Consider the following 24,068-nt stretch of genomic DNA (forward strand, 5'->3'; position numbering starts at 1 on the left):
ATAGCGCACAATCACGGCTATTATTCAGCCTAACCCTCTAGGCTTACGGCTTGTTCTAATCCCATATACTCCTCAATCTCAGCAAGTGGCATAGGCTTAGCAAAATAATACCCTTGAATAACATAACAACCGCGACTAAAGACCTGTTCTAACTGCTCATGAGTTTCAACGCCTTCTGCAACCACATCTAGCTTAAGGTTTCTGGCGAGTTCAATAATACTACTGGCTATCGCCTGATCCGCCTTATTGGTGGCAATATCAATGAGGAAAGAACGATCAATTTTAAGCGTGTTAACCTCAAAGTGGCGCAGGTAAGCCAGTGATGAGTAACCGGTACCAAAGTCATCAATCGCCACATCAATCCCTAATACCTTAAGCTCTTTAAGATGCTGTTTGGCCACGTTAAGCTCTTTCATCAATACGCCTTCAGTGATCTCTAATGATAGGAGCGCCGCTGGCATATGCGTTTCAGCTAAGATCTGCTGAACTCCTTTAATGAAATCTGGCTGACGAAAGTGTAGTGCTGACACATTCACAGAGACATTAATCGGCTCAACTAACAGTTCAGCCCAGCGAGCCCCCTGAATACAGGCTTCGCGCATTACCCAGCGATCGATATCAACAATAAGGCCGCAGGCTTCTGCCACTTTGATAAAAATATCGGTACGAATAAAGCCATCTTTTGGGTGATGCCAACGCAGCAACGCTTCAACACCCACTAATTTGTCATTCTGTAAGATATCCGTCTGAGGCTGAAAGTGCAGCTCTAGCTCATTACGTTCAATGGCTTTACGCAGATCGGCTTCGAGGCGAAGGTGATAAAGCGCTTCAGCATTTCGCTCCTCAGAGTAATATTTGAAGTTACCCTTGCCCTCTTCTTTTGCATGATACATAGCCAAATCAGCATTCTTAATCAACGTTTCTGGTTGCTTAGCGTCTTCAGGCCACAAACTGACACCGATACTAGTTGAGATATAAAACTCTCGGCCATAAAGCTCAAAAGGCAACTCGATACTTGCCAGTAGCCTCTCGCAAAGATGGTTGATCATATCGACATTAGGGCTGTCACGCAGCAAGACAACAAATTCATCGCCACCAAAGCGACACAACACATGCTCATCTGCAATTAACGCCTGTAAGCGGTTAGACGCTTCAACCAGTAAAGCATCTCCCATGCTATGCCCGTAGGAGTCATTAACGTGTTTGAATCTATCCAGATCCAAAAACAGCAGAGCTAAATTGCTGCCGTCTTTTTCAGCCTGATATATAGATTGTGAAAGCTTGCTTGAAAACAAGGAGCGATTAGATAATCCCGTCAACACATCATAATTAGCCAGCCTGCGTAAGTCAGCCTCCGTGCGCTTTCGCTCGGTAATATCGGAAAATACCACTACATAATGTGTCGCATCGCCATTAGCATTCAAAATAGCTGAAACATTAAGCCAAACGGCGCAGCTTTGGCAATCTGGCGCATTAACCTGGCATTCACCAGCCCAACTAAGCCCCTGCTCCAGCAGCAGAGTAATCGTCGACTTAACTCCATCAGCTTGCAACACTTGCGAAAACGACAGTCCAATTAAGCTATTAGAATCAAGTGTCATCATATTTTCAGCAGCTTTATTGGAAACTTGAACCTTCTCTTTGCTGTCAAAAATAAGCACTGCCTCAGAGGTATTTTCAAACGCTTGAGCCAGTAGATAAACATCATCTTTTAGTTTTCTCTGCTCAGTAATATCACTGTATATACCGGCGACACGTTCTATCCCCCCAGAGAGCTTATTACGCTCAACGGGGCGCCCCATAACTCTAACCCAACCCCAGCAAGAATCTGCTCTACGATAACGATACTCGACCTCGAATCTATCGGTACGTTCCTCTAGCATGTCTTGCCACGCAGCCATCACTTCATTAGCGTCTTCACTGTGAATAGGGAACTGCTCTAACTTAAGATAAATTTGCGACTCGGCTCCGCTCAACCGTCTCCCTATATTCTCTAAACAAAATAGATTGCTACTGAGTTGCCACTCCCATAGCTCGGAATGGCTACCCTTAAGCGCTTGCTTTAAGCGATTTTCACTGTCGGTAAGTGCAGTATTAATGACTTTAAACGCTTTAACTTGCCGCTGACGAATATAAATAACCCCTAAACCAAGCAGCAATAGGCCAAGTAAAAGTAGTCCCTTGAACCAAGAGCTCTGCCACCAATATTGTTCAACGTAAAAGCTAAATGAAACCGGCGTTTTAGACCAAATATCGTTATTTAGGCTGATAATATCAAGCACGTAGGAGCCTGATTCTAATCCAGAGATATTAAGCTGAGATTTACCATCGAGAAAAATATAACTCGCTTGGTCATCTAAGCCACCTCGTCGTAAACGATACTTAAGTGGCATAGGTGTCGCGTCAAGATAATTGTTACGAGCTAACTGAAAGCCGACTAGCTGTGCTCCGGGCAAAATAGAGTAACCGTTAGCAGGCAGGAGATTTAGTTCGGTGTGATCTTCATAATAGACCTCTATCGACTCTAACAATATCGATTCGTTAACGACTCTATTTTGTAGTAAATCGACATCGAGCAACATACCACCATCAGGCGTTCCGAGATAAACCCCTTCTGTAGATGCAAAATATGCCGCTTCGTTCAACTCATCACTTATCAGCCCATCCAAAGGTGAAACCGATATTATCTCGCCATCAATCACATTTTGGCGGATCATAGATCGAGGGCAACCAATTAAACGATAATGGCTGTACTCCTCTAGGAAATAGATCCCATGACAAGTCACATCCCATTTTTCGGTTAAGTTTTCTATCTCACCACTATGCGTATTAAAAGATAATAAGCCATGAGACTCCAATCCTAACCACAGCTCATTTACAGCAACCTCTTTAATAAAACGAACGCTAGATTCAACATCTTGGCTTGATAAGGGCTCCATCATAGGATGGAAGGTAAGCTTAGAGTCTAAATAGCCAAATATACGGTTGCCCCCGAGCCATAAACGGTTGCTACTATCTCGAGTAACCGCCACAATTTCCACCGTAATATTACTATTAAGAGCACTGCCAATACGTACCAACTTTGGCGCAGCAAAACCTTGCTCCCAATAATAAAGGCCACTACTGGTTGCAAACCAAATACGGCCTTCGATTAACGGATCAAAGTAAGTGTTAAAAACAACTTTATATTCAAGCGAACTTTGTCCGCCAGACCAACTCGCAAAACTTTGAGTATGAAATGTGTTCTTGTTGACCACTGATAAGCCATTGGTGGTCGATAGCAATAAAAAGTCTTTATTTAACGAATCAATTTTATAAATGCTGTCGTTGAGTGCAATACCATGAGGGTTGATTAAATAGGATTCTTGCGCCAGCTTATCAACCAGTATCAACCCCGCATCAGTACCTAACCACACATGATTATTTTCAGCGAAAATAGTCCAGATCACCTCATCTTTTATGTAGAAAGGTGGGCCTTTAGTGTATTTTTCTTTTAAAAAATCAGGCTCGACCATTAAAATAGCCACCCCATCACCAGAGCCCCCGATCCAAATAAGCCCGGTATCATCTACCGCAATATCGTAAGTGTAATCTATGTTGGATTTGAGCTTTAATTCGTTACCATAAAGCGTGCCTGTTTCTGCATCTGGCAGCCATCGCAGTAAACCGCCTCGGGTTGAGAGCCATAAATAGCCCTGCTTATCTTCGGTAATATTGGTGATATAATGTTCGAGTTGCTCGACTTTTTTAATAGAAAAGGTCTTTAGGTCTATTTCAAACAAGCCTTTACTTGAGGTTATCCACGCTCGTCCGCTGGAGTGTTTATAGACATTCTTGATATCTCCCCAAACGTTATGCCATGGTAGCACTTTCAACCTAACGCCATTGAGATCGCGAATTTCTAGATAATTTTCTTTACCTACTAGCAGATGGTTTTCAGACAGAGATAACATAATCCGCCATGGGTGATCCGGATTACTCGGGAGAAAATTGATCCGCGAAAGAGACATACTTTGATAATTAAATCTAAGCAGTTCGCCATCATAAGTTAAAAAAATCCGATCGCCACCATCCTCTTGAACTTGAGAGACTATTCCACCACCACGGTACTCAGGGAATAATTGAGGGCTGCCAAACTCAATAAACTCATTGGCATACATATCATAAAGATAGATTTTATAAGCACCGCTAACAAGGATATGACGCTGACTAAGAGGCACAACCAGATAGAGAATACTATCACTGAGCTTTGAATTTACACCGACCTTATCGATACGGCGGACGTTATTACTACTAACGCGATATAAGCCCTCCTCGGTTGCCAGCCAAGTAAAGCCATGTTCATCGAAGTTGATATCCCATACTGTTGCGTTAACGAGTCCATCGTTCGCATCAAATACCCGCTTCACGACACCGCCAGCCATAGCAGGGACTGCGATCGTAATGGTTAATAACAGTAAACTAAGCCAGATTCTTTTGATTATTATTCTCATCTGCTTTATAGCATTTTCAGATTAACCTGAATGTAGCATTTAGATAACATAGATTCACCCTTTGATTGCCTAAAAAGCACTCTTCCGAGCAGATGAAAGTAAAACAATCCTTCTTGTTATTCCAATCAATATAAGTAAATGATTAAAAACTGAAAATAAAAAAGCGCTCATAAGAGCGCTTTTTTGGGTCCGAAACTACTTATCTAAATAGTTTACTTTTTCTTCTTTGCCTTTGGGTTTGGCAAATCAGTAATTGAACCTTCATAAATCTCAGCCGCTAGGCCAACAGACTCATGCAGTGTTGGGTGAGCGTGGATTGTTAGTGCTAAGTCTTCAGCGTCACAACCCATTTCGATTGCTAGGCCAATTTCACCGAGTAACTCGCCGCCATTAACACCAACAATAGCACCACCAATTACGCGGTGAGTCTCTTTGTCGAAAATTAGCTTAGTCATGCCGTCGGCACAATCTGATGCGATTGCACGGCCACTTGCAGCCCAAGGGAAAGTCGCAGTTTCGTAAGCAACACCTTGCTCTTTCGCTTCTTTCTCAGTTAGACCAACCCAAGCAACTTCTGGGTCTGTGTAGGCAATTGATGGAATAACTTTCGGATCGAAGAAGTGCTTAAGACCAGAAATCACTTCTGCAGCCACATGGCCTTCATGCACACCTTTGTGCGCAAGCATTGGCTGACCAACGATGTCACCGATAGCATAGATGTTTGCTACGTTAGTACGCATCTGCTTATCAACATTGATAAAGCCACGCTCATCAACATTTACACCCGCTTTTTCAGCGTCTAAGCCTTTACCATTTGGAACACGGCCGATTGCAACCAATACTGCGTCATAACGAACTGGCTCAGCAGGTGCTTTCTTGCCTTCCATTGTGACGTAAATACCGTCTTCTTTCGCTTCAACCGCAGTCACTTTAGTTTCAAGCATCAAGTTGAACTTCTTCTTGATCTTCTTGGTGTATACGCGAACAACGTCTTTGTCTGCAGCAGGAATAACTTGGTCAAACATCTCTACTACGTCAATCTCGCTACCGAGTGATGAATACACGGTACCCATTTCTAGACCTATGATACCGCCACCCATAACCAGTAGCTTGCCTGGAACTTCTTTAAGCTCTAGTGCATCAGTTGAATCCCATACGCGTGGGTCTTCATGCGGAATAAATGGCAATTTAATTGGGCGAGAACCTGCAGCAATAATTGCTTGCTCAAAGTGAACAACTTTAACGCCATCTTCACCTTGTACTTCTAGCGTGTTAGGGCCAGTGAACTTACCAAGACCGTTAACTACGTTAACTTTACGCATCTTAGACATGCCGCCTAAACCGTTAGTTAACTGACCAATTACCGATTGCTTGTATTCACGTAGCTTATCAAGATCAATCTGTGGCTCACCAAAAACAACACCGTGGCTAGAAACCGCTTTTGCTTCTTCAATGACTTTAGAAACATGCAGTAAAGCTTTAGAAGGGATACAACCGACGTTTAAACATACGCCGCCTAATGTGCTGAAACGCTCAACAATAACAGTTTCTAGACCTAAATCTGCAGCACGGAATGCAGCAGAATAGCCAGCAGGGCCAGCGCCTAGTACAACTACCTGAGTTTTGATTTCGTTACTCATGTTTTCCTCTATTCTTTTTATGTCGTTGGTGATACTGACTTAACGATAAGTACCGACTCAACGAAAACTGTGGCCAAATCTTGTAAGGTGGCCGCATTTTAACCTTTGTTTGATGCTGATCACAATCCTAGAAACACTTAATCTTGCTGATGTTTACTAATAGTGCCAATTCAGCAAATTAGCTAAGCGATTTAGATAAGCGACCTAGAAAATAGGCTGCTTGAATCAAGCAGCCTATTTGGATTAAAGCACTAAGGTACGAATGTCTGACAGACAGTTATTCAAGTACGTGATGAAGCGCGCACCATCGGCGCCATCAATCACGCGGTGATCGTAAGACAGTGACAATGGCAACATTAAGCGTGGCTCAAACTCTTTACCATTCCATACTGGCTTCATGTCTGACTTAGACACACCAAGAATAGCGACCTCTGGTGCATTAACGATTGGCGTAAATGCCGTACCGCCAATGCCGCCAAGGCTTGAGATAGTGAAACAACCACCTTGCATATCTGCAGCTGTTAACTTACCGCCACGGGCTTTCTTAGACACTTCTTTTAGCTCATCAGAAAGCTCATGAATGCCTTTCTTGTTCACATCTTTAAATACAGGAACAACTAAACCATTTGGCGTATCTACTGCAATACCCACGTTAACGTACTTCTTCAAAATCAAGCTTTCGCCGTCTTCTGAAAGTGAAGAGTTAAAGGTTGGGTAGGCTTCTAGCGCCTTAGCAACAGCCTTCATGATGAATACAAGAGGCGTAATCTTCATGCCTGACTCTTTCTTCGCTTCGGCAGCATTTTGCGTCTTACGGAAAGCTTCTAGTTCAGTGATATCTGCATCATCCCACTGAGTAACGTGCGGGATTTTCACCCAGTTACGGTGTAGATTAGCACCTGAAATCTTCTGAATGCGTGATAGAGGCTTAACTTCGGTTTCACCAAACTTACTGAAATCAACTTTTGGCCATGCAAGTAGATTTAACTCGCCACCAGCAGCTGCAGTTTTAACACTGCCTGACTGTACTTGTTTAATCACCGCTTTAATGTAGTTTTGAACGTCTTCTTTCACTACGCGGTTCTTACGACCTGTACCCTTAACGTTTGCTAGGTTAACCCCTAGTTCACGCGCCATACGGCGGATAACGGGTGAAGCATGAGCATAAGCACTGTTTTCAACGAAATCTTCTTTCGCTGCAGATGCAGGTGCTTGAGTCGATGTCGGTGCTGGTGCCGCGACAGGAGCAAGCGCCGCAGCAGCTTGTACTGGAGCAACAGCTGCCGCAGGAGCACTGCCAGCCACTTCAAACGTCATGATCAAAGTACCAGTAGACACTTTGTCACCTTGAGCGATTTTAATCGCTAACACTTTACCCGCAAACGGTGCAGGCACTTCCATCGCCGCTTTGTCGCCTTCAACGCTGATAAGTGATTGTTCTTCAGTAACAAGGTCACCCACTTTAACCATGATTTCAGTCACTTCGACTTCATCACCGCCTATATCAGGTACATTAATATCTTGTACTGATGGTGCTGATGCTACCGCAGCAACAGGAGCAGCTGCTTGCACTGGCGCTTGAGCCACTGCAGAACCTGCCACTTCAAAAACCATCACTAAGCTACCAGTAGAGACTTTGTCGCCTACATTCACTTTGATTTCTTTTAGTACACCAGCAAATGGTGCGGGTACTTCCATTGAGGCTTTATCGCCTTCAACGCTAAGGAGTGACTGCTCTTCTGTAATGCTGTCGCCAACATTAACCAAAATTTCAGTTACTTCAACTTCGTCATCGCCAATATCAGGCACTTGAACTTCTTTTAGCTCAGCCGTGGCTGGTGCAGCAGGAGCCGCAACAGCTGCAGACTCGACTACAGCTACAGGAGCAGGCGCTGCGCCTTCAGATTCAAAGATCATAATCAATGAATCGGTAGACACCTTGTCACCCACTACAACTCTAATTTCTTTAACAATACCCGCAGCAGAAGCTGGAACTTCCATTGCCGCTTTATCGCCTTCAACAGAGATAAGTGATTGCTCTTCTTCAACCTTGTCGCCTACGCTAACCAAGATTTCAGTCACTTCAACTTCATCGGCACCAATGTCAGGTACATTAATTTCGATTGTCATTTTGTATTGCCTCTTACGCGTATAGCGGGTTTGTCTTGTCAGCGTCGATGTTGAATTTAGCAATGGCTTGTGCAACCACTGACTTTTCAATATCGCCACGTTTAGCGAGTTCATTCAGTGCTGCTACAACAACGTAGCCAGCATTTACTTCAAAGTGACGACGTAGGTTTTCACGGCTGTCTGAACGACCGAAACCATCTGTACCTAATACTTTGAATGATTCAGAAGGCATAAATGCACGAACTTGTTCTGCATAGTTCTTCATGTAATCGGTTGCCGCAATTGCTGGCTCAGTGCCCATAACTTGAGTAATGTACGCGGTCTTTTGCTCAGCTTCAGGGTGCAGCATATTGAAACGCTCAACATCTTGGCCTTCACGCGTTAACTCGTTAAATGAAGTCACAGAGTAAACATCAGAAGCAACATCGTACTCATCACTTAGAATTTGAGCCGCTTTACGCACTTCATTCATGATAGTACCCGAGCTCATTAGCTGAACCTTGTTGCTACCTTTGTACGACTCAAGCTTGTAAATACCCTTACGGATACCTTCTTCGCTGCCTTCAGGCATTGCTGGCATTGCGTAGTTTTCGTTCATTAGCGTCAAGTAGTAGAACACGTTCTCTTGATCGCCATACATACGACGGATACCGTCTTGCATGATGACGGCTAGCTCGTAAGCGAAAGTAGGATCATAAGAGATACAGTTTGGAATCGTGTTCGCTTGAACATGGCTGTGACCATCTTCGTGCTGCAGACCTTCACCGTTTAATGTTGTACGACCCGCTGTAGCGCCTAATAGGAAGCCACGTGCTTGCTGATCACCCGCCATCCATGCCATGTCGCCAACACGTTGGAAACCAAACATTGAATAGTAAATGTAGAACGGGATCATAGGTAGATCGTTAGTGCTGTATGATGTTGCAGCAGCAACCCATGACGACATCGCACCTAGCTCGTTGATACCTTCTTGCAATACTTGACCAGAAGTCGCTTCTTTATAGTAAGACACAACACTGCGATCTTCAGGGGTATATTCCTGTCCATGCGGGTTGTAAATACCGATTTGACGGAACAGACCTTCCATACCGAAAGTACGTGCTTCGTCAGCAATAATAGGAACGATGTTCTTACCAATGCCTTTATTCTTTAGCAAAATGTTTAGGGTACGAACAAACGCCATAGTGGTTGAGATTTCGCGCTTTTGCTCAACAAGCAAAGGAGCAAACTCTTCCACTTCAGGTAGATCTAGCGGCTTAGTAAAATTAGGTAGACGCTGCGGTGTATAACCGTGCAGAGCATCACGACGAGCATGTAAGTACTTATACTCTTCAGAACCTTCTTCTAACTTGACGTAAGGTAGTTCAGATACTTTTTCATCGCTTAGCAAGTCTTCAAGGCCTAAACGGTTACGTAACTGAAGTACATGGGTCATGTCCATCTTCTTCACGCCGTGAGCAATGTTCTTACCTTCAGCCGCTTCACCCATGCCGTAACCTTTAACTGTTTTAGCTAGGATTACCGTTGGCTTGCCTTTAGTTCCTTGCGCATTCGTAAATGCAGCAAACAACTTAGATGACTCATGACCACCACGCTTAAGTGCGAAGATCTCGGCATCTGTCATATCAGACACAAGCGCCGCAGTTTCTGGGTACTTACCGAAGAAATGCTCACGTACATAAGCACCATCTTTAGATTTGAATGTCTGGTAATCACCGTCAATTGTTTCATTCATCAACTGCAGTAACTTACCCGTCGTGTCTTTTGCTAATAGTGAATCCCAGTTATTACCCCAGATCACTTTAACCACATTCCAACCTGCGCCTCTAAACAGACCTTCAAGCTCTTGAATGATCTTACCGTTACCCATAACAGGACCATCAAGGCGCTGCAGGTTACAGTTAATCAGGAAGCATAGGTTATCTAACTTTTCACGTGACGCGAAAGAGATAGCACCACGAGATTCTGGCTCATCCATCTCACCATCACCTAGGAAGGCATACACACGCTGTGCAGAAGTATCTTTTAGACCACGGCCATCAAGGTACTTAAGGAAACGTGCTTGGTAAATTGCCGACATTGGACCTAGGCCCATAGATACTGTCGGGAATTGCCAAAACTCAGGCATTAGCTTTGGATGTGGGTATGAAGGAATGCCCTTACCATCAACTTCTTGACGGAAGTTGTCTAACTGATCTTCAGTCAAACGGCCTTCCACAAATGCACGAGAGTAGATGCCTGGAGAGATATGACCTTGGTAATAAACTAAATCACCACCGTCAACGTCGTTCGGAGCACGGAAGAAATGGTTAAAACACATTTCATAAAATGAAGCAGCCGATTGGTAAGACGCCATGTGGCCGCCGAGGTCTAAATCTTTTTTAGACGCACGCAGCACGATCATGATCGCGTTCCAACGAATAATCGAACGAATACGGCGCTCAAGCGTCGTATTACCAGGATATGCAGGCTCTTGGCTCGTAGGAATAGTGTTGATATAGTTGGTAGTAATACCTGTCGCCATATCGACACCGTCTAGACGAGCCTTCTCAAGTACTTGTTCTAGTAGATATTGAGCGCGCTCAACACCTTCTTCACGTACAACAGATTCAAGAGCTGACAACCACTCGTTAGTTTCTAGTGGATCTACGTCGTTTAGCATATGTTCAGACATTTTGCAGTCCTTTCCTATACGTAATACCTAAGTCACTACTGCAGTGCTCAGTGTATTTAAATAATAAAAAATTAGTTCGGTAACAAGCTATTGCTCAAAACAGAGCTAGCTTAAACACCACTCTTTAAGCGACGCAGGCTACGCTGCAGTCGACTGTCTTCTTCCCGTACTGCCAGCATCACTTCTTCAATGTAACTTAAGTGTTCATTGGAGGCTTCGCGTGCAGCTTCTGGGTCGCGGCGAATGATGGCTGCGAGCAGTGCTCGGCGGTGATCATTGGCCGTGGTAGAGGCTTCTTCGCGTCGGCTTAAAAGCTCTAGGTTTTGCGCCACGTTTTTATGCAGCACAGGGGATAAACTTAATACAAGATGCAGCATAGCCACATTATGTGATGCTTCGGCGACTGCGCGGTAAAAACGCACAATGGCATTAGCTTGCTCTTCAATCTCTTTCGCGGCTTCTACTTCTAAAATAGTGCGCTTGATATTTTGCATATCGGCATCGTTACCACGAAGCGCTGCAAAATACGCCATCATGCCTTCTGTGGCATGACGAAACTCCAGCAAGTCATACTGACTTTCTGAATCTGAGTGCATAAGTTCAACGATTGGATCGGCAAGACTTTGCCAAAGCTGCTCTTTTACATAGGTTCCGCCGCCTTGGCGACGCATCAACAAGCCTTTTGCTTCTAACTTTTGAATCGCTTCACGTAAAGAAGGTCGAGAGACTTCAAACTGCAATGCGAGTTCACGCTCTGGTGGAAGCTTTTGTCCTGGTTGAATACTGCCTTCCAAGATCATCTGCTCCAACTGTCCCATAATGACGTCAGAAATTTTTGGCTGGTTTATTTTGCTATAAGCCATACTGGGCCTCAGCTCCTATTGTAAATTGGTCTTACCAATTTAATTGACTGAGCGCACTTTATCAAATCACACTTTGGAAGTCCAGTTAGTGATCTTTATCAAATCTATGCTCGATGTGTGAGCATAGCTGATTTTTTTCACTATGGGGTCAGACCAATGTGCCAAATTTGATTATTAGCGCATTGATAATAATTATTATAAGCAATTAAACATGGAGAGATTTTTGGTAAATGGATAAGGATTAAAAGAGAATGCGCGATCAGTTAAAAGTTGATAAATCGCGCAATCGTCGGTTTAGGTAATTCGGTAAAACTAAATTTAACTTCTGCTAATTTTTCATTAAAAACACAATCACCCGCTCATTAATTAACCACACCGAATATCGTCATTAGTGAAAGTACCGTAATAAGCAAAATAAAATTGCGCTTACTTAGTTGCAATAATGCAATAGTTGATTGTAAACAAATGGGGGCCGATGATGACTCAGGCAACGTCTCAGCAGCAACTGCAACGTGAGTAATGATGTCACGTGCTGAAGCTTTAGGGCTTAATGCGTGTGACACCCAAGACGAAATAGCGTGCCTAAAATGACCACTTAATACGTATCCAAATGAGAACACCCGACTAGGGATCCAATCAAGTACAAACAAGAGGTTATCGACTAACGGTAGCGGAGTTTCATATTGACGACTCTGTTCACTATAAAAACGTACAGTGCAATAAAGTACAGTACCGACAGGCCCTAATATAATGAGATAAAGTGCTATTGCTCCATAATAACGGTAGTTAATCCACGTCACACTTTGGCCAACCTTCTCACCCAGTTCTTTTTCATTCACTGACTCTAGGCTTTGGCTCGGGTCCAGCTCGTTCGCGTAATTGAAACAGGCTTGAGAGTCTGCTCGGCAAGCGGCTTGAATATAGCGTTTAAATGCCTGCCTTTGGGCATTATGACTAAAACACAACACCGCTATCGCTACCCATAAGGCAACACTCACAGCCCCCCATAACATACCCGATGCGAGCCATGACAACAGATACACGATTATTGCCGGTAGCAAAATCGCGACAGTCATCATTAGTAGCGATTGCTGCTGTTGCTCATTAACCAAGGATTTATGATATTTCGACAACAAGGCATCGAACTGCCAGGAATCAGGCAGTAATCGTAACCGTTCCACTAAAATTGCAACTAATAACGCAAATAAAGCCATAGCATTTACCTTAAATGTTAACCCGCTAACAAGTGACCTCGTTTCAGTTTGGTCACTCATCAGCCCTAATTGCAGCCCTAGTTACAGCCCTTGTTACAGTGCTGCTTTATAACGCTGCCAATCAAAACTTGCACCAGGGTCGGTTTTCCGCCCCGGCGCAATATCACTGTGCCCTGTAATACGCGTAGGCGTAATGTCAGGGTAATTGAGCATCAAACTTTGAGTCAGCTCAATTAACTTTTGGTACTGTTGCTCAGAATAAGCCGATGTATCAGTCCCTTCGAGTTCAACTCCAATTGCAAAATCATTACAATTGCTACGACCTGCAAACTCAGACACACCCGCATGCCAGGCCCTATCATCACAACAAACATACTGCACTAGCTCGCCATCACGCCGAATTAAAAAGTGGGCAGAAACAGCTAAGCCTTGCAGATCTTTAAAACTCGCATCGGCATCAATATCAAGCGTCCCCTGAAATAACTGGTCGATATAGGGCTCACCAAAACACCCCGCAGGCAGGCTGATATTATGGATCACCAGCAAGCTGACTTCATTATCGGGTCTTATATTAGCATGCGGTGAAAGGCAAAATCGCGCCTGAGTCACCCAGCCATCAAGTAAATTCAGTGACAAAGCAGAGTTCCTAAAGCAAAAATATTAAATTCACTTTAGCAGTTTTAACCCTATGAATATAGTCGTGCTTTTGAGATTTATCACCCTAAAAAAACCAACAATTCCAGAGTATAAGCCGCAATAATGCTAACTCTCTTGGTAAAACTTTATGTTAAGATTAAAGCCACTATTAAAGCGTGCCCCATATACAACAGTTATAACCGCAGTTAGATGCCCGTTATAAGTCAGTTATAAGTCAGTAAGGACAGCCACCATGCTTGAAAATGATATTCGACTTTCAGTCAAAGCCGCTTTGGATGAAGATTTAGGCCACCAAGATGCCAACTCAAATCTAACTTCAACACAGAGATCCGATGCAGACATCACTGCACTGCTTATTCCAGCCGACAAAATTGCGCAGGCAAACCTAATCACTCGAGAAGAAGGCGTATTCTGTGGCAAGGCGTGGGCTGAGCAAGTTTTTAATCAATTAGGCAGCGAAGTTGCACTGCATTGGCATGTCGATGACGGCGACTTAGTCCTGCCTAATCAACTTTTATGTGAGCTTGAAGGTCCAGCCAGAGCCATCCTAACGGGTGAACGTACGGCAATGAACTTTATCCAAACATTATCTGGTGTGGCCACCCTCACTAAGCATTATGTTGATAAGCTTGCAGGCACCCATACCCGCCTATTAGATACTCGTAAAACGATTCCCGGCCTGCGCACAGCACAAAAATATGCCGTTAGCTGTGGTGGCGGCCAAAATCATCGCATCGGTTTATTCGATGCATTTCTGATTAAAGAGAATCACATCATGGCCTGTGGCAGCATAGCCAAGGCAATTGCAGCGGCCAGAGCCTTACGCGCCGATAAACCTGTCGAAGTAGAAGTCGAAAGTATTGATGAGCTAAAACAGGCTCTCGACGCACAATCCGACATCGTTATGCTAGATAACTTCGATATCACCCGAATGCTTGAAGCGGTAGAGCTAAACAACAGCTACAAAGCCAGAGGCCTAGGCGTAAAATTAGAAGTCTCAGGCGACGTCACTATCGACACTATCGCTGACTTTGCCAAAACCGGTGTCGACTTTATTTCCGTCGGCGCGTTAACCAAACATGTACGCGCACTGGATCTGTCATTAAGACTTAAGTAACCCACCATAGAGCTTATCCTTAAAAAGCCTAATAATAATTAGGCTTTTATTACACTAGTCTCGCCACTCTGTTTATCTATTCAATTGAATAATCGCTGCCATAAGTATCTGAGCTAAGGCTCACAGGTAACGAGAATAAGCAGCATAGCCGATAATCACCACAAATGAATAAAGATGCGTTTTAAACGCAAATATAAAATCCAAGTTTTCAACATAATTAGAAAATCAGCTTAATAATAGCTAACCTAACCCCATCCTTATTGCATTTGTAACAAGCCAAAATAGCGTGCACACAGAGCAGGTTTTAATTTCCCGGCGATCTCATTTACAAGATTCGACAATAACCAAACAACTGGCATAATCTTGGCTGCTCCGCTTTGCCTCAGTAAAGAAAATGTTAAACCAAACGACGCCACTAGCAGTAAAGCAGGCCTAGATAGATAACTCGCCAAGCGATTTCGGTCTTAAAAAGGGCCTAAATACTGGCCAAATCCATTAAAAGCTCACCTCAATATACTCAAGGCGAACAGCTAAAAATAAAATCCAAGACAAAACACCATAAAAATGACACCGAGACCACATTCGTCAATATTTTAACCACCGACAGGCTACGGTTATAACTTTTTGCACAATAAACACTTACTTTTAGAAAAATCACAATCAGAACACCACTTTATTGCAAACTGCTATTCCATTTTTCATAACTTTGTACTAACTTGCACTTAGGCAAAATTGCCAGCTTGGTTAACTCGTTATTGATACAACAACTATTTTGACGTTATTCAGATCGAATAGAATATTTATTAACCAAAAATCGACTAGATTTTAGTTAAATTGAAACCTCACTTTAGGCAAACACCGCTTAGAGGTATAAGTTTTGAACTTTGAATAAATATTTAAATTCAGTCTTTATCTATAGATGTAGAAGATATAGAAAGAGCCAAAATAGCCTAATAATGACCGCGGAGCTTAAATTTAATAATTTATATTAAGATAGACACGGATACCTTAAGTCGCGCCGATCACCGCTAATGAGTTACCTACATCTGCATTATGAGTTGCAAGTAGCAGGTTGCAGGTTGCAGGTAACAATATTAAGTGACTAATTGGCATAGGAAGTTGCGACGCGCTGGCGCAGGAGCATTAAGCAGGGTTGAAGCACTACTTACTCATAATAAGCACTGATATAAACAGTGATATAACAGTATGAATAGCGATTTGAATGCCAGTAAGCAGCGTTCAAACGTGATTTCAACGTTTTTCTAATGGAGATAGACATGAACAAGTCAAAAATGAATAATGCTAAGGGCTTCACCCTAATTGAATTGATGATCGTAGTGGCGATTATCGGTATTTTGGCAGCAATCGCATTGCCTGCTTATCAGAATTACACGCAAAAAGCCAAGTTTTCAGAAGTTGTTATCAGCACATCAGCTATAAAGACTCAGGTTGAACTTTGCGCAATGGATTTAAGTGCTGTAGCAACATGTACTGCACTAGGCAATGGTAATGGCTGGTCTATACCTGCAGATATTACTGGATCAGCAACAGTTTCAGGTCTATCTGTTTTAGCTGGTTTGATTACAGCTACAGCACCTAGTGGCAATGGTTTCGACGGTGATGAAACATACACGATGCAAGCTGCGATTGATGGTAATGGAAAAGTAACATGGACTAAAGGCGGTACATGTACAACAGCTTCGCCAGCCATTTGCTAGAATAAGCTCACAATGTGAAAGAGGACGCACTCCTCTTTCACATTTTAAATCAGCAACTTAGGACGACCGATGCCTACCACTGGACTGCACCTAGGTTTATCCACCCTGTTTATTCGCAAAGGTTTACTTAGCGAAGAACAGATTGCATCCGCTGTAACCACTTCTCGTAAAAACAAGACCTCTTTAGTCAGTACCATAATCAGCAGCAAACTTATCTCCGCACGTGAGATTGCCGAGCTTTGCTATGAAGAATATGGCACCCCATTACTTGATCTCAATGAATTTGATATCGGCGCTATTCCAGAAGAGTTTCTCAATAAGAAACTTATAGAGAAGCATAAATGTCTACCACTGTTTAAACGCGGTAACCGCCTCTATATCGCTACGTCCGATCCCACCAATATCGCAGCGCTAGAGGATTTTCAATTTAGCGCTGGTCTGCACGCTGAAGCGATTCTAGTTGAAGATGATAAGCTCACTAAAGCGCTAGAGAAAGTGTTAGAAGATGATATCAGCGGCCTAGATCTTGATAATATCGATGCAGAAGCACTAGCTAGCATCGAAGTTACTGATACCAGTAAACGTGATGAAGAGCAAGATGGTAGCGGTAAAGACGATGCGCCAATCGTTATCTATATTAATAAGATTCTCACCGATGCTATCCGTAAAGGCGCGTCAGACTTACACTTTGAGCCTTATGAGAAACGTTACCGCATCCGCTTTCGCATCGATGGCATTCTGCACGAAGTCTCCGAGCCACCGGTTAATCTTTCCAATCGAATCTCAGCTCGTTTAAAGGTGATGTCAAAACTTGATATCGCCGAGCGCCGCGTACCGCAAGATGGCCGCATCAAGATGAAGCTATCTCGCACTAAATCTATCGATTTTCGCGTCAGCACCTTGCCCACCATCTGGGGCGAGAAGATTGTAATGCGTATTTTAGACTCATCATCAGCCCAGCTTGGCATCGAAAAGCTCGGCTATGAAGATGACCAGAGATTACTGTATGAAGAGATGCTGCAAAAGCCTCAAGGAATGATCTTGGTGACTGGCCCTACGGGCTCAGGTAAAACCGTATCGCTTTATACCGGCCTTAACATTCTTAATACCGAAGAGCGCAATATCTCGACCGCCGAAGATCCAGTAGAGATAAACCTAGAAGGGGTAAACCAAGTCCACATTAACCTCAAGGCTGGCTTAACCTTCGCCTCGGCGCTGCGCTCATTCCTGCGTCAAGATCCTGATGTGGTGATGGTGGGCGAAATTCGAGACCTAGAAACCGCTGAAATTGCCATTAAAGCGGCGCAAACTGGTCACTTGGTGCTATCGACCCTGCACACCAACTCTGCAGCTGAAACCCTGACCCGTTTAATCAACATGGGCGTACCCGGTTACAACATTGCCAGCTCGGTAAATTTAATCATCGCCCAGCGTCTATCAAGGCGCCTTTGCCCTAACTGTAAAGCGCCAGAAACAATCCCCGCAGAGGAACTATTAAAGCTTGGTTTCAATCAAGAGCAAGTCGATGCTGGCATTACGCCACATAAACCTGTCGGCTGCGATCTCTGCTCTGGCGGTTATAAAGGCCGTGTCGGTATTTATGAGGTGATGAAAATGTCAGATGAAATTGCCCGCACCATTATGGAAGGCGGCAACTCCTTGCAGATCCTCAAGCAAGCCAAAAGCCAAGGTATGCGTGATTTGCGTGATTCCGGCCTGTTAAAAGTCATCCAGGGCGTCACTAGCATTGCAGAGATTAACCGCGTCACCAGCTTTTAATCGACACCATTAATAGACATCATTAATAGACACAATAAAATGGTTCAGCCTTAAAATGTGCAGCTCAAAATTAACCGACATGAAGCGTTACCTAAAATAACGATTATAAAATAACAAAATAGAATAACGATATAAAGGGCCGCCATGGCAATCGCAACCAAAAGCTCCAAGCAAGTAAGAGAGCGAAAAAAAACGCAAAAAACTCAGCCTAAAGTGGTTACCTATACTTGGAGCGGTACCAACCGCGATGGCGGTAAAACCTCAGGTGAATTACGAGGGATTTCCAGCGCCGAAATTCGGGCTCAGCTCAAAGCTCAAGGGGTTATTCCAAAGGCGGTTCGTAAAAAGTCGGCGCCGCTATTTAAATCAGAAAAGAAAATCACCGCGATGGACATCGCCATGATGACCCGGCAAATAGCGACCATGTTGGCAGCAGGTGTCCCCATTGTGACCACGCTAGAGATGCTCGGTAAAGGCCATGAAAAACCCAAAATGCGTGAACTGTTAGCAACCATAGTTAACGATGTACAATCAGGCATTCCACTTTCTGACTCGTTAAGACCGCATCGACAATACTTTGATGACCTCTATGTGGATTTAGTCGGTGCTGGTGAACACTCCGGCTCGCTAGACCAAGTGTTCGATAGGGTCGCCACTTATAAAGAAAAATCAGAAGCCTTAAAGTCCAAAATAAAAAAAGCCATGTTCTATCCTGCCGCGGTTGTGATTGTGGCTATCTTAGTAACCGCCTTACTGCTGTTATTTGTAGTACCACAATTTGAAAGCATCTTTGCAGGTTTTGGTGCAGAGCTTCCCGCTTTTACCCAGTTAATAGTCGATATCTCCAGATGGTTACAGGCGTCCTGGTACATTTTCGTTATCGCCATCATTGTTGGCGTATGGAGCTTTAAGCGTGCACACCTTAACTCGCAGATGTTTCGCGATAGAGTCGATGAACTAATACTAAAAATCCCTGCTATTGGCGACATTTTACACAAAGGCGCTATGGCCCGCTTTGCCCGAACGCTTGCAACCACCTTTGCTGCAGGTGTGCCGTTAATTGATGGCCTTGAGTCTGCCGCTGGCGCATCGGGTAACGCCGTCTACAAGAAAGCGATTTTAAAAATTCGCACCGAAGTGATGTCGGGCATGCAGATGAACGTCGCCATGCGCACAACCGGTTTGTTCCCTGATATGCTAATTCAGATGGTGATGATTGGTGAAGAGTCAGGATCACTTGATAACATGCTCAACAAAGTGGCTAATATCTACGAGATGCAAGTGGATGATGCCGTTGATGGCTTATCAAGCCTGATTGAGCCAGTTATGATGGTGGTGATTGGTACTGTTGTAGGCGGCCTAATTGTCGGTATGTATCTGCCTATTTTCGAAATGGGTAATGTTGTAGGATAGGGCCTCTTTAATAAATACCAAAGACGCGGAATTATTGTCGCGTCTTTACAATTTAAGAATAATAATGACTGAACTAATTTCTGTTTTTAGCCTGACCCCTTGGCTTTTTATAAGCTTAAGCTTTGTGTTTGCCGCTGTTATCGGCAGCTTTTTAAACGTGGTTATTCACCGTATGCCGGTGATGATGAAGCGTGAGTGGCAGCAAGAGTGTAATCACTATTTAAGTGAATACAAAAAAGAAGTGTTCGATAGCAATAAAAAACAGCTTGAAGCGCCAATCGATGCTTTCCCTGAAAAGTATAATCTGGTCATGCCCGGCTCTGCTTGCCCTAAATGCAAAACCAATATCAAGCCAATGCATAACCTGCCCATTCTTGGCTGGTTAATGCTAAAGGGCAAATGCGCGGCGTGTAGCAATCCTATTTCGGCTCGCTACCCTATTGTTGAACTCATTACTGGCGTACTCGTTGCCTTTTTAGCTTGGCATTTTGGCCCAACTTTAGAGTTCGCGCTAACCACTTTACTGACATTTTGCCTTATCGCCTTAACTGGTATCGATTTAGACGAAATGCTGCTGCCTGACCAGATTACCCTGCCATTATTATGGCTTGGGCTCATCGTTAATTTAAGTGGCACCTTTGCGACAACGTCTGATGCGTTAATTGGTGCAGCTGCGGGTTACTTAAGTTTGTGGAGCGTGTTTTGGCTGTTTAAACTGCTTACAGGCAAGGACGGCATGGGCTATGGCGACTTTAAGCTGTTAGCCGTTTTTGGCGCCTGGTTTGGCTGGCAAGTGCTGCCTCTGGTTATATTACTTTCCTCGCTTGTTGGCGCCGTAGTGGGTATCGCACTTATCGTGTTCAAAAAATTAAATCATGGTAACCCAATCCCGTTTGGGCCTTACATCGCTGCAGCAGGCTGGATAGCGATGATCTGGGGCGAAAGCATCACCAACTGGTATCTTTCTACCTTATAAAAGGTCATAAAGAGCAAAGGAGTCACTATGGCTGACTATATAGTTGGACTAACAGGCGGGATAGGTAGCGGAAAAACAACAGTCGCAAATCTTTTTGCTGAGCTCGGGATTACACTCGTTGATGCCGATATCATCGCCCGCGAAGTGGTAGCTAAAGGCTCAACAGGCCTTATAAAGATTACAGAGCACTTTGGCTCAGACACACTACTTGCTGACGGCAATCTAGATCGAGCTATGCTCAGAGAAAAGATTTTTTCAAATAACACTGAGCGGCTGTGGTTAAACAACCTATTACACCCAATGATCAGAGAATCAATGTTGCGACAGTGCAAAAATGCACAATCAGATTATGTAATTATGGTTGTACCCTTGCTATTTGAGAACGGGTTAGATAGGTTAGTACAACGAACACTTCTGGTGGATATTTCACCGGAGCTGCAGCAGCAAAGAACGGTTAGCAGAGATGCTGTTACTGCACTGCAGGTAAAAAATATAATAGGCAGTCAGGCTCCTAGAGCCGAGAAACTGTCAAAAGCTGATGATGTCATAGACAACCAGGGAGAGATATCGGCGTTAAAGTGCAAGGTACACGCACTACATAACTTTTATTTAAAATTATCCAGTAATTCTTGAATAACGCCATGACTAAATTGATCTATGAACAGCCTCTAAATGAAAAAACTCGGAGTTACCTGCGCCTAGAATATTTGGCGCAGCAGGTACAGGCTAATCTCGAGCAAGATCATCAGCACCGCTGTTTTTATCCACTTTTCTCCTTATGTGAACTCAGCGAACGTTGCGATTACCGCGGCGAAGTGCTCAAAGACCTAGATAGACAACTGTTTGCCTTGTCAAAATGGCAATCTCTGCCCTCTATAAAAGATGAGCAAGTAGAGCTCTATATAACCAAGTTAACAACTTGCAGAGACATACTCCAAGCCTCTCAGCGACCGGGGCATGAACTAAAACAAGATCGCTTCTTGTCAGCCCTCAGACAAAGATTCAATATGCCCGGCGCAAGTTGTAATTTCGACTTACCGCAGCTGCATTATTGGTTAGCCAAACCTTGGCAAGTGCGCCAAAGTGAGTATCAAGATTGGGTAAGTCACTTTGCGAGCTTACTATCACCAATAAACTTACTGCTTGATCTAACGAGACAGGCAACAGAATACCAAGTAAAACAAGCTAGTGGCGGCTTTTTTCAAGGTAATAGCGATCAACCTTTATCACTCATAAGAGTCAAACTCGCCGCTGAACAAGGTTGTTACCCCACCATTAGTGGCCACAGAAACCGCTACGCCATACACTTTGTACAGTTCGACCAACAGAAGCATTCTGATCAAGCTATCGATTTCGAGTTGGCAACCTGCCCTTAACGCTTTAAAATCTACCCATACACTTCTAAACGTCAGCTTGTAAACTGACAAGGTTCATTATGTCTTTAACAGTAAAATGTCCGACTTGCCAAAAGCCCGTAATCTGGAATGCTGAATCTAAATTCAAGCCGTTTTGCAGTGACCGCTGTAAATTAATCGATCTTGGAGATTGGGCGTCAGAGAAAAATGCCATTCCAGTCAAACCAGAATTCGATCCTGACATGCTTGATCAGTTAGGCTACGATGAAGCTGATTTTTTTCTAGACCAAAGCAACTTCGACGAAGACAAAAACCGATGAGCAAACTGATCCACGTCGCCGTGGGAGTCATCCAAGATTCAACTAAAAGGATTTTGCTGGCTAAACGTCCCGAACATCTGCACCAAGGTGGAAAATGGGAGTTTCCTGGTGGTAAGGTAGAAGATGCTGAAACCACCTCGCAGGCACTAATCAGAGAGCTTAAAGAAGAAGTAAATTTAGATGTCATAAGCACTGAGCCGATGATGGAGATCCACCATGACTATGGTGATAAACAAGTCTTCTTAGATATCCACTGGGTAACCCATTTTAGCGGCGAAGCACAAGGTTTAGAAGGCCAGCAGGTTAGGTGGGTTGATAAAGAAAAGCTTACTCAGTATGAATTCCCCGAAGCCAATAAAGCCATCTTAACCAAAATCCTCGGCTAGTAACTTTATCTGCAAACAGCCTTGAGCCATAAACAGCATTGAGCCACAAAAGTGGCTCAGCTTTTACTACAACTCTCCCTTCTATATTATTTCCCTCTTGTAATGCTTTATACCACCATACTCACCGGAGCTAAATCCGATATAGCAAGTATGGAGCTGGTTGCGACAGCACCAGTTAGCAAACCACTGCTTTCAAGTTTATGAGGATATAATGAACGCGTGTTCTGAAGCCTAGAATAATTTCATCAGCTATAGAAAGAGAGTGATGTCGTTATGTCGAAGATACCGGGCAAGAATGACTGGATGTTAAGATGGAATGGCATTACTTAAAGCCTGGAAATGGCCAGCTACGCTAAAGCTTCGCGATCATAAACACATCGCTAGCGCGATATTCGCCCTACTCCACATGGGTATTGAGCCTCACTGCATTCGGACTCTTTATTTCCCCATGTACTAGTGTCATTTCAAAAGTCGTTAAACGAAAAAAGCCCGAACTAGCTGAAAGCGGGCTGAGGCAGCAGGGTCATTTTCTAAATTCCAGACGTAAAAAAGTCCGCTACATCGTAGCGGGCTTTCTCACTTCTCTTTTGAGAATCCTTTTTTGTCTTCACTTTTACAAAAGTGAAATAAAAGTGGCGCCTGGAAATGACCTACGACCCAAATGGATGTGGGAAGTGTCGATTATGCACGACTATATGGATATAGGAGGTAGAGTAACGCAGGAGCAGTTACCGAGGAGCATATAATCGCCCTCGGTTCGCGCAGCGAACACATGGGGGTGAAAGTTGGGCGCTTTGAATACGTAGTATTCAGCCCCTCTGCTTTAAGTGAAGAGTGAACGCGGAGAAGCGGTGACCGCCAAGGCCTTTCCTTGGCATCCATGCCACCAAGGCATTTGTTAATCCTAAACATCAGATGACGGAAGTGTCGGTTATGCAGGAGCAATAATCGACTCGACATCGACTCTTTATCAAGAATGACATTTATGCCTACTATAAGTGAAGCTGTCGCCTTAACGGGTAGAGATTAACAATCTAAGTTACACATGCATTATTTTTACAAACACCCAAACGCAACTCCTCTCCTATACCATCCATGGCATTCAAGGATAAGTACTTCCTGTACAAAAAAGCCACCCGCTCTTATCGTATAAAGCGTAGGTGGCTTTTTCACTATTGAACTTGGAGTACGTATGGAAACGACAAATTCAAGACGTAAAAAAGCCCGCTACATCGTAGCGGGCTTTTTTGTATTTAGCGCCTGGAAATGACCTACTCTCACATGGGGAGACCCCACACTACCATCGGCGATATTGCGTTTCACTTCTGAGTTC

Annotated in this window: 16 protein-coding genes and 1 rRNA gene; 9 read left to right on the forward strand and 8 right to left on the reverse strand. The window is 43.8% G+C overall.

Annotated elements, in window-relative coordinates:
- Nucleotides 1-29: 29 nt before the first annotated feature.
- From ACVBIL_RS14865 to ampD, 7 genes are all read right to left on the reverse strand, one after another.
- Nucleotides 30-4,493 carry an EAL domain-containing protein gene (locus tag ACVBIL_RS14865; RefSeq protein ID WP_447167753.1) on the reverse strand — a complete coding sequence of 1,488 codons (4,464 nt, stop codon included), beginning with the start codon at nt 4,491-4,493 and terminating at the stop codon, nt 30-32.
- 212 nt (nt 4,494-4,705) lie between these two features.
- On the reverse strand, nt 4,706-6,133 hold the full coding sequence (lpdA, locus tag ACVBIL_RS14870) for a dihydrolipoyl dehydrogenase (protein WP_447167754.1): 1,428 nt from the start codon (nt 6,131-6,133) through the stop codon (nt 4,706-4,708).
- A gap of 243 nt (nt 6,134-6,376) precedes the next feature.
- Entirely contained in the window at nt 6,377-8,263 is a 1,887-nt protein-coding gene (gene aceF, locus ACVBIL_RS14875) for a pyruvate dehydrogenase complex dihydrolipoyllysine-residue acetyltransferase (RefSeq protein WP_447167755.1), read from the reverse strand.
- 13 nt (nt 8,264-8,276) lie between these two features.
- Nucleotides 8,277-10,937 (reverse strand): pyruvate dehydrogenase (acetyl-transferring), homodimeric type, encoded by a 2,661-nt coding sequence (gene aceE / locus ACVBIL_RS14880; RefSeq protein ID WP_447167756.1) that lies wholly within the window; start codon nt 10,935-10,937, stop codon nt 8,277-8,279.
- Nucleotides 10,938-11,047: 110 nt separating this feature from the next.
- Nucleotides 11,048-11,800, reverse strand: a complete 753-nt coding sequence (gene pdhR, locus ACVBIL_RS14885) for a pyruvate dehydrogenase complex transcriptional repressor PdhR (RefSeq protein WP_447160783.1) — start codon at nt 11,798-11,800, stop codon at nt 11,048-11,050.
- Between the two features lie 362 nt (nt 11,801-12,162).
- Nucleotides 12,163-13,014 carry a beta-lactamase regulator AmpE gene (gene ampE / locus ACVBIL_RS14890; protein ID WP_447167757.1) on the reverse strand — a complete coding sequence of 284 codons (852 nt, stop codon included), beginning with the start codon at nt 13,012-13,014 and terminating at the stop codon, nt 12,163-12,165.
- A gap of 93 nt (nt 13,015-13,107) precedes the next feature.
- Entirely contained in the window at nt 13,108-13,650 is a 543-nt protein-coding gene (gene ampD, locus ACVBIL_RS14895) for a 1,6-anhydro-N-acetylmuramyl-L-alanine amidase AmpD (RefSeq protein ID WP_447167758.1), read from the reverse strand.
- A gap of 253 nt (nt 13,651-13,903) precedes the next feature.
- Between ampD and nadC the strand changes: the two genes are divergently transcribed.
- The 9 genes from nadC to mutT all read left to right on the forward strand — a co-directional run bounded on the left by nadC (nt 13,904) and on the right by mutT (nt 22,735).
- On the forward strand, nt 13,904-14,788 hold the full coding sequence (gene nadC / locus ACVBIL_RS14900; protein ID WP_447167759.1) for a carboxylating nicotinate-nucleotide diphosphorylase: 885 nt from the start codon (nt 13,904-13,906) through the stop codon (nt 14,786-14,788).
- Nucleotides 14,789-16,065: 1,277 nt separating this feature from the next.
- Nucleotides 16,066-16,506, forward strand: a complete 441-nt coding sequence (locus ACVBIL_RS14905) for a pilin (protein WP_447167760.1) — start codon at nt 16,066-16,068, stop codon at nt 16,504-16,506.
- A gap of 69 nt (nt 16,507-16,575) precedes the next feature.
- Nucleotides 16,576-18,285 carry a type IV-A pilus assembly ATPase PilB gene (gene pilB, locus ACVBIL_RS14910; RefSeq protein ID WP_447167761.1) on the forward strand — a complete coding sequence of 570 codons (1,710 nt, stop codon included), beginning with the start codon at nt 16,576-16,578 and terminating at the stop codon, nt 18,283-18,285.
- 144 nt (nt 18,286-18,429) lie between these two features.
- Nucleotides 18,430-19,698: a type II secretion system F family protein gene (locus ACVBIL_RS14915; protein ID WP_447167762.1), complete on the forward strand. Its 1,269-nt coding sequence runs from the start codon at nt 18,430-18,432 to the stop codon at nt 19,696-19,698.
- A 64-nt stretch (nt 19,699-19,762) separates the two neighbouring features.
- Nucleotides 19,763-20,674: a prepilin peptidase gene (locus ACVBIL_RS14920; protein WP_447167763.1), complete on the forward strand. Its 912-nt coding sequence runs from the start codon at nt 19,763-19,765 to the stop codon at nt 20,672-20,674.
- Between the two features lie 27 nt (nt 20,675-20,701).
- The gene (gene coaE / locus ACVBIL_RS14925) at nt 20,702-21,307 is read left to right on the forward strand and encodes a dephospho-CoA kinase (RefSeq protein ID WP_447167764.1); all 606 of its coding nucleotides are present in this window, start codon (nt 20,702-20,704) and stop codon (nt 21,305-21,307) included.
- An 8-nt stretch (nt 21,308-21,315) separates the two neighbouring features.
- The gene (gene zapD, locus ACVBIL_RS14930; RefSeq protein WP_447167765.1) at nt 21,316-22,050 is read left to right on the forward strand and encodes a cell division protein ZapD; all 735 of its coding nucleotides are present in this window, start codon (nt 21,316-21,318) and stop codon (nt 22,048-22,050) included.
- A 59-nt stretch (nt 22,051-22,109) separates the two neighbouring features.
- A complete protein-coding gene (yacG, locus tag ACVBIL_RS14935) occupies nt 22,110-22,349 on the forward strand; it encodes a DNA gyrase inhibitor YacG (protein ID WP_447167766.1) in 240 nt (79 codons plus the stop codon).
- Nucleotides 22,346-22,735 (forward strand): 8-oxo-dGTP diphosphatase MutT, encoded by a 390-nt coding sequence (gene mutT / locus ACVBIL_RS14940; RefSeq protein ID WP_447167767.1) that lies wholly within the window; start codon nt 22,346-22,348, stop codon nt 22,733-22,735. Before yacG ends, mutT begins: the two co-directional genes overlap by 4 nt.
- Before the next feature lie 1,258 nt (nt 22,736-23,993).
- Here mutT and rrf read toward each other — a convergent pair.
- Nucleotides 23,994-24,068: ribosomal RNA gene (gene rrf, locus ACVBIL_RS14945) — 5S ribosomal RNA — on the reverse strand; the annotation flags it as partial.

The organism is Shewanella sp. 125m-7 (assembly GCF_052977045.1).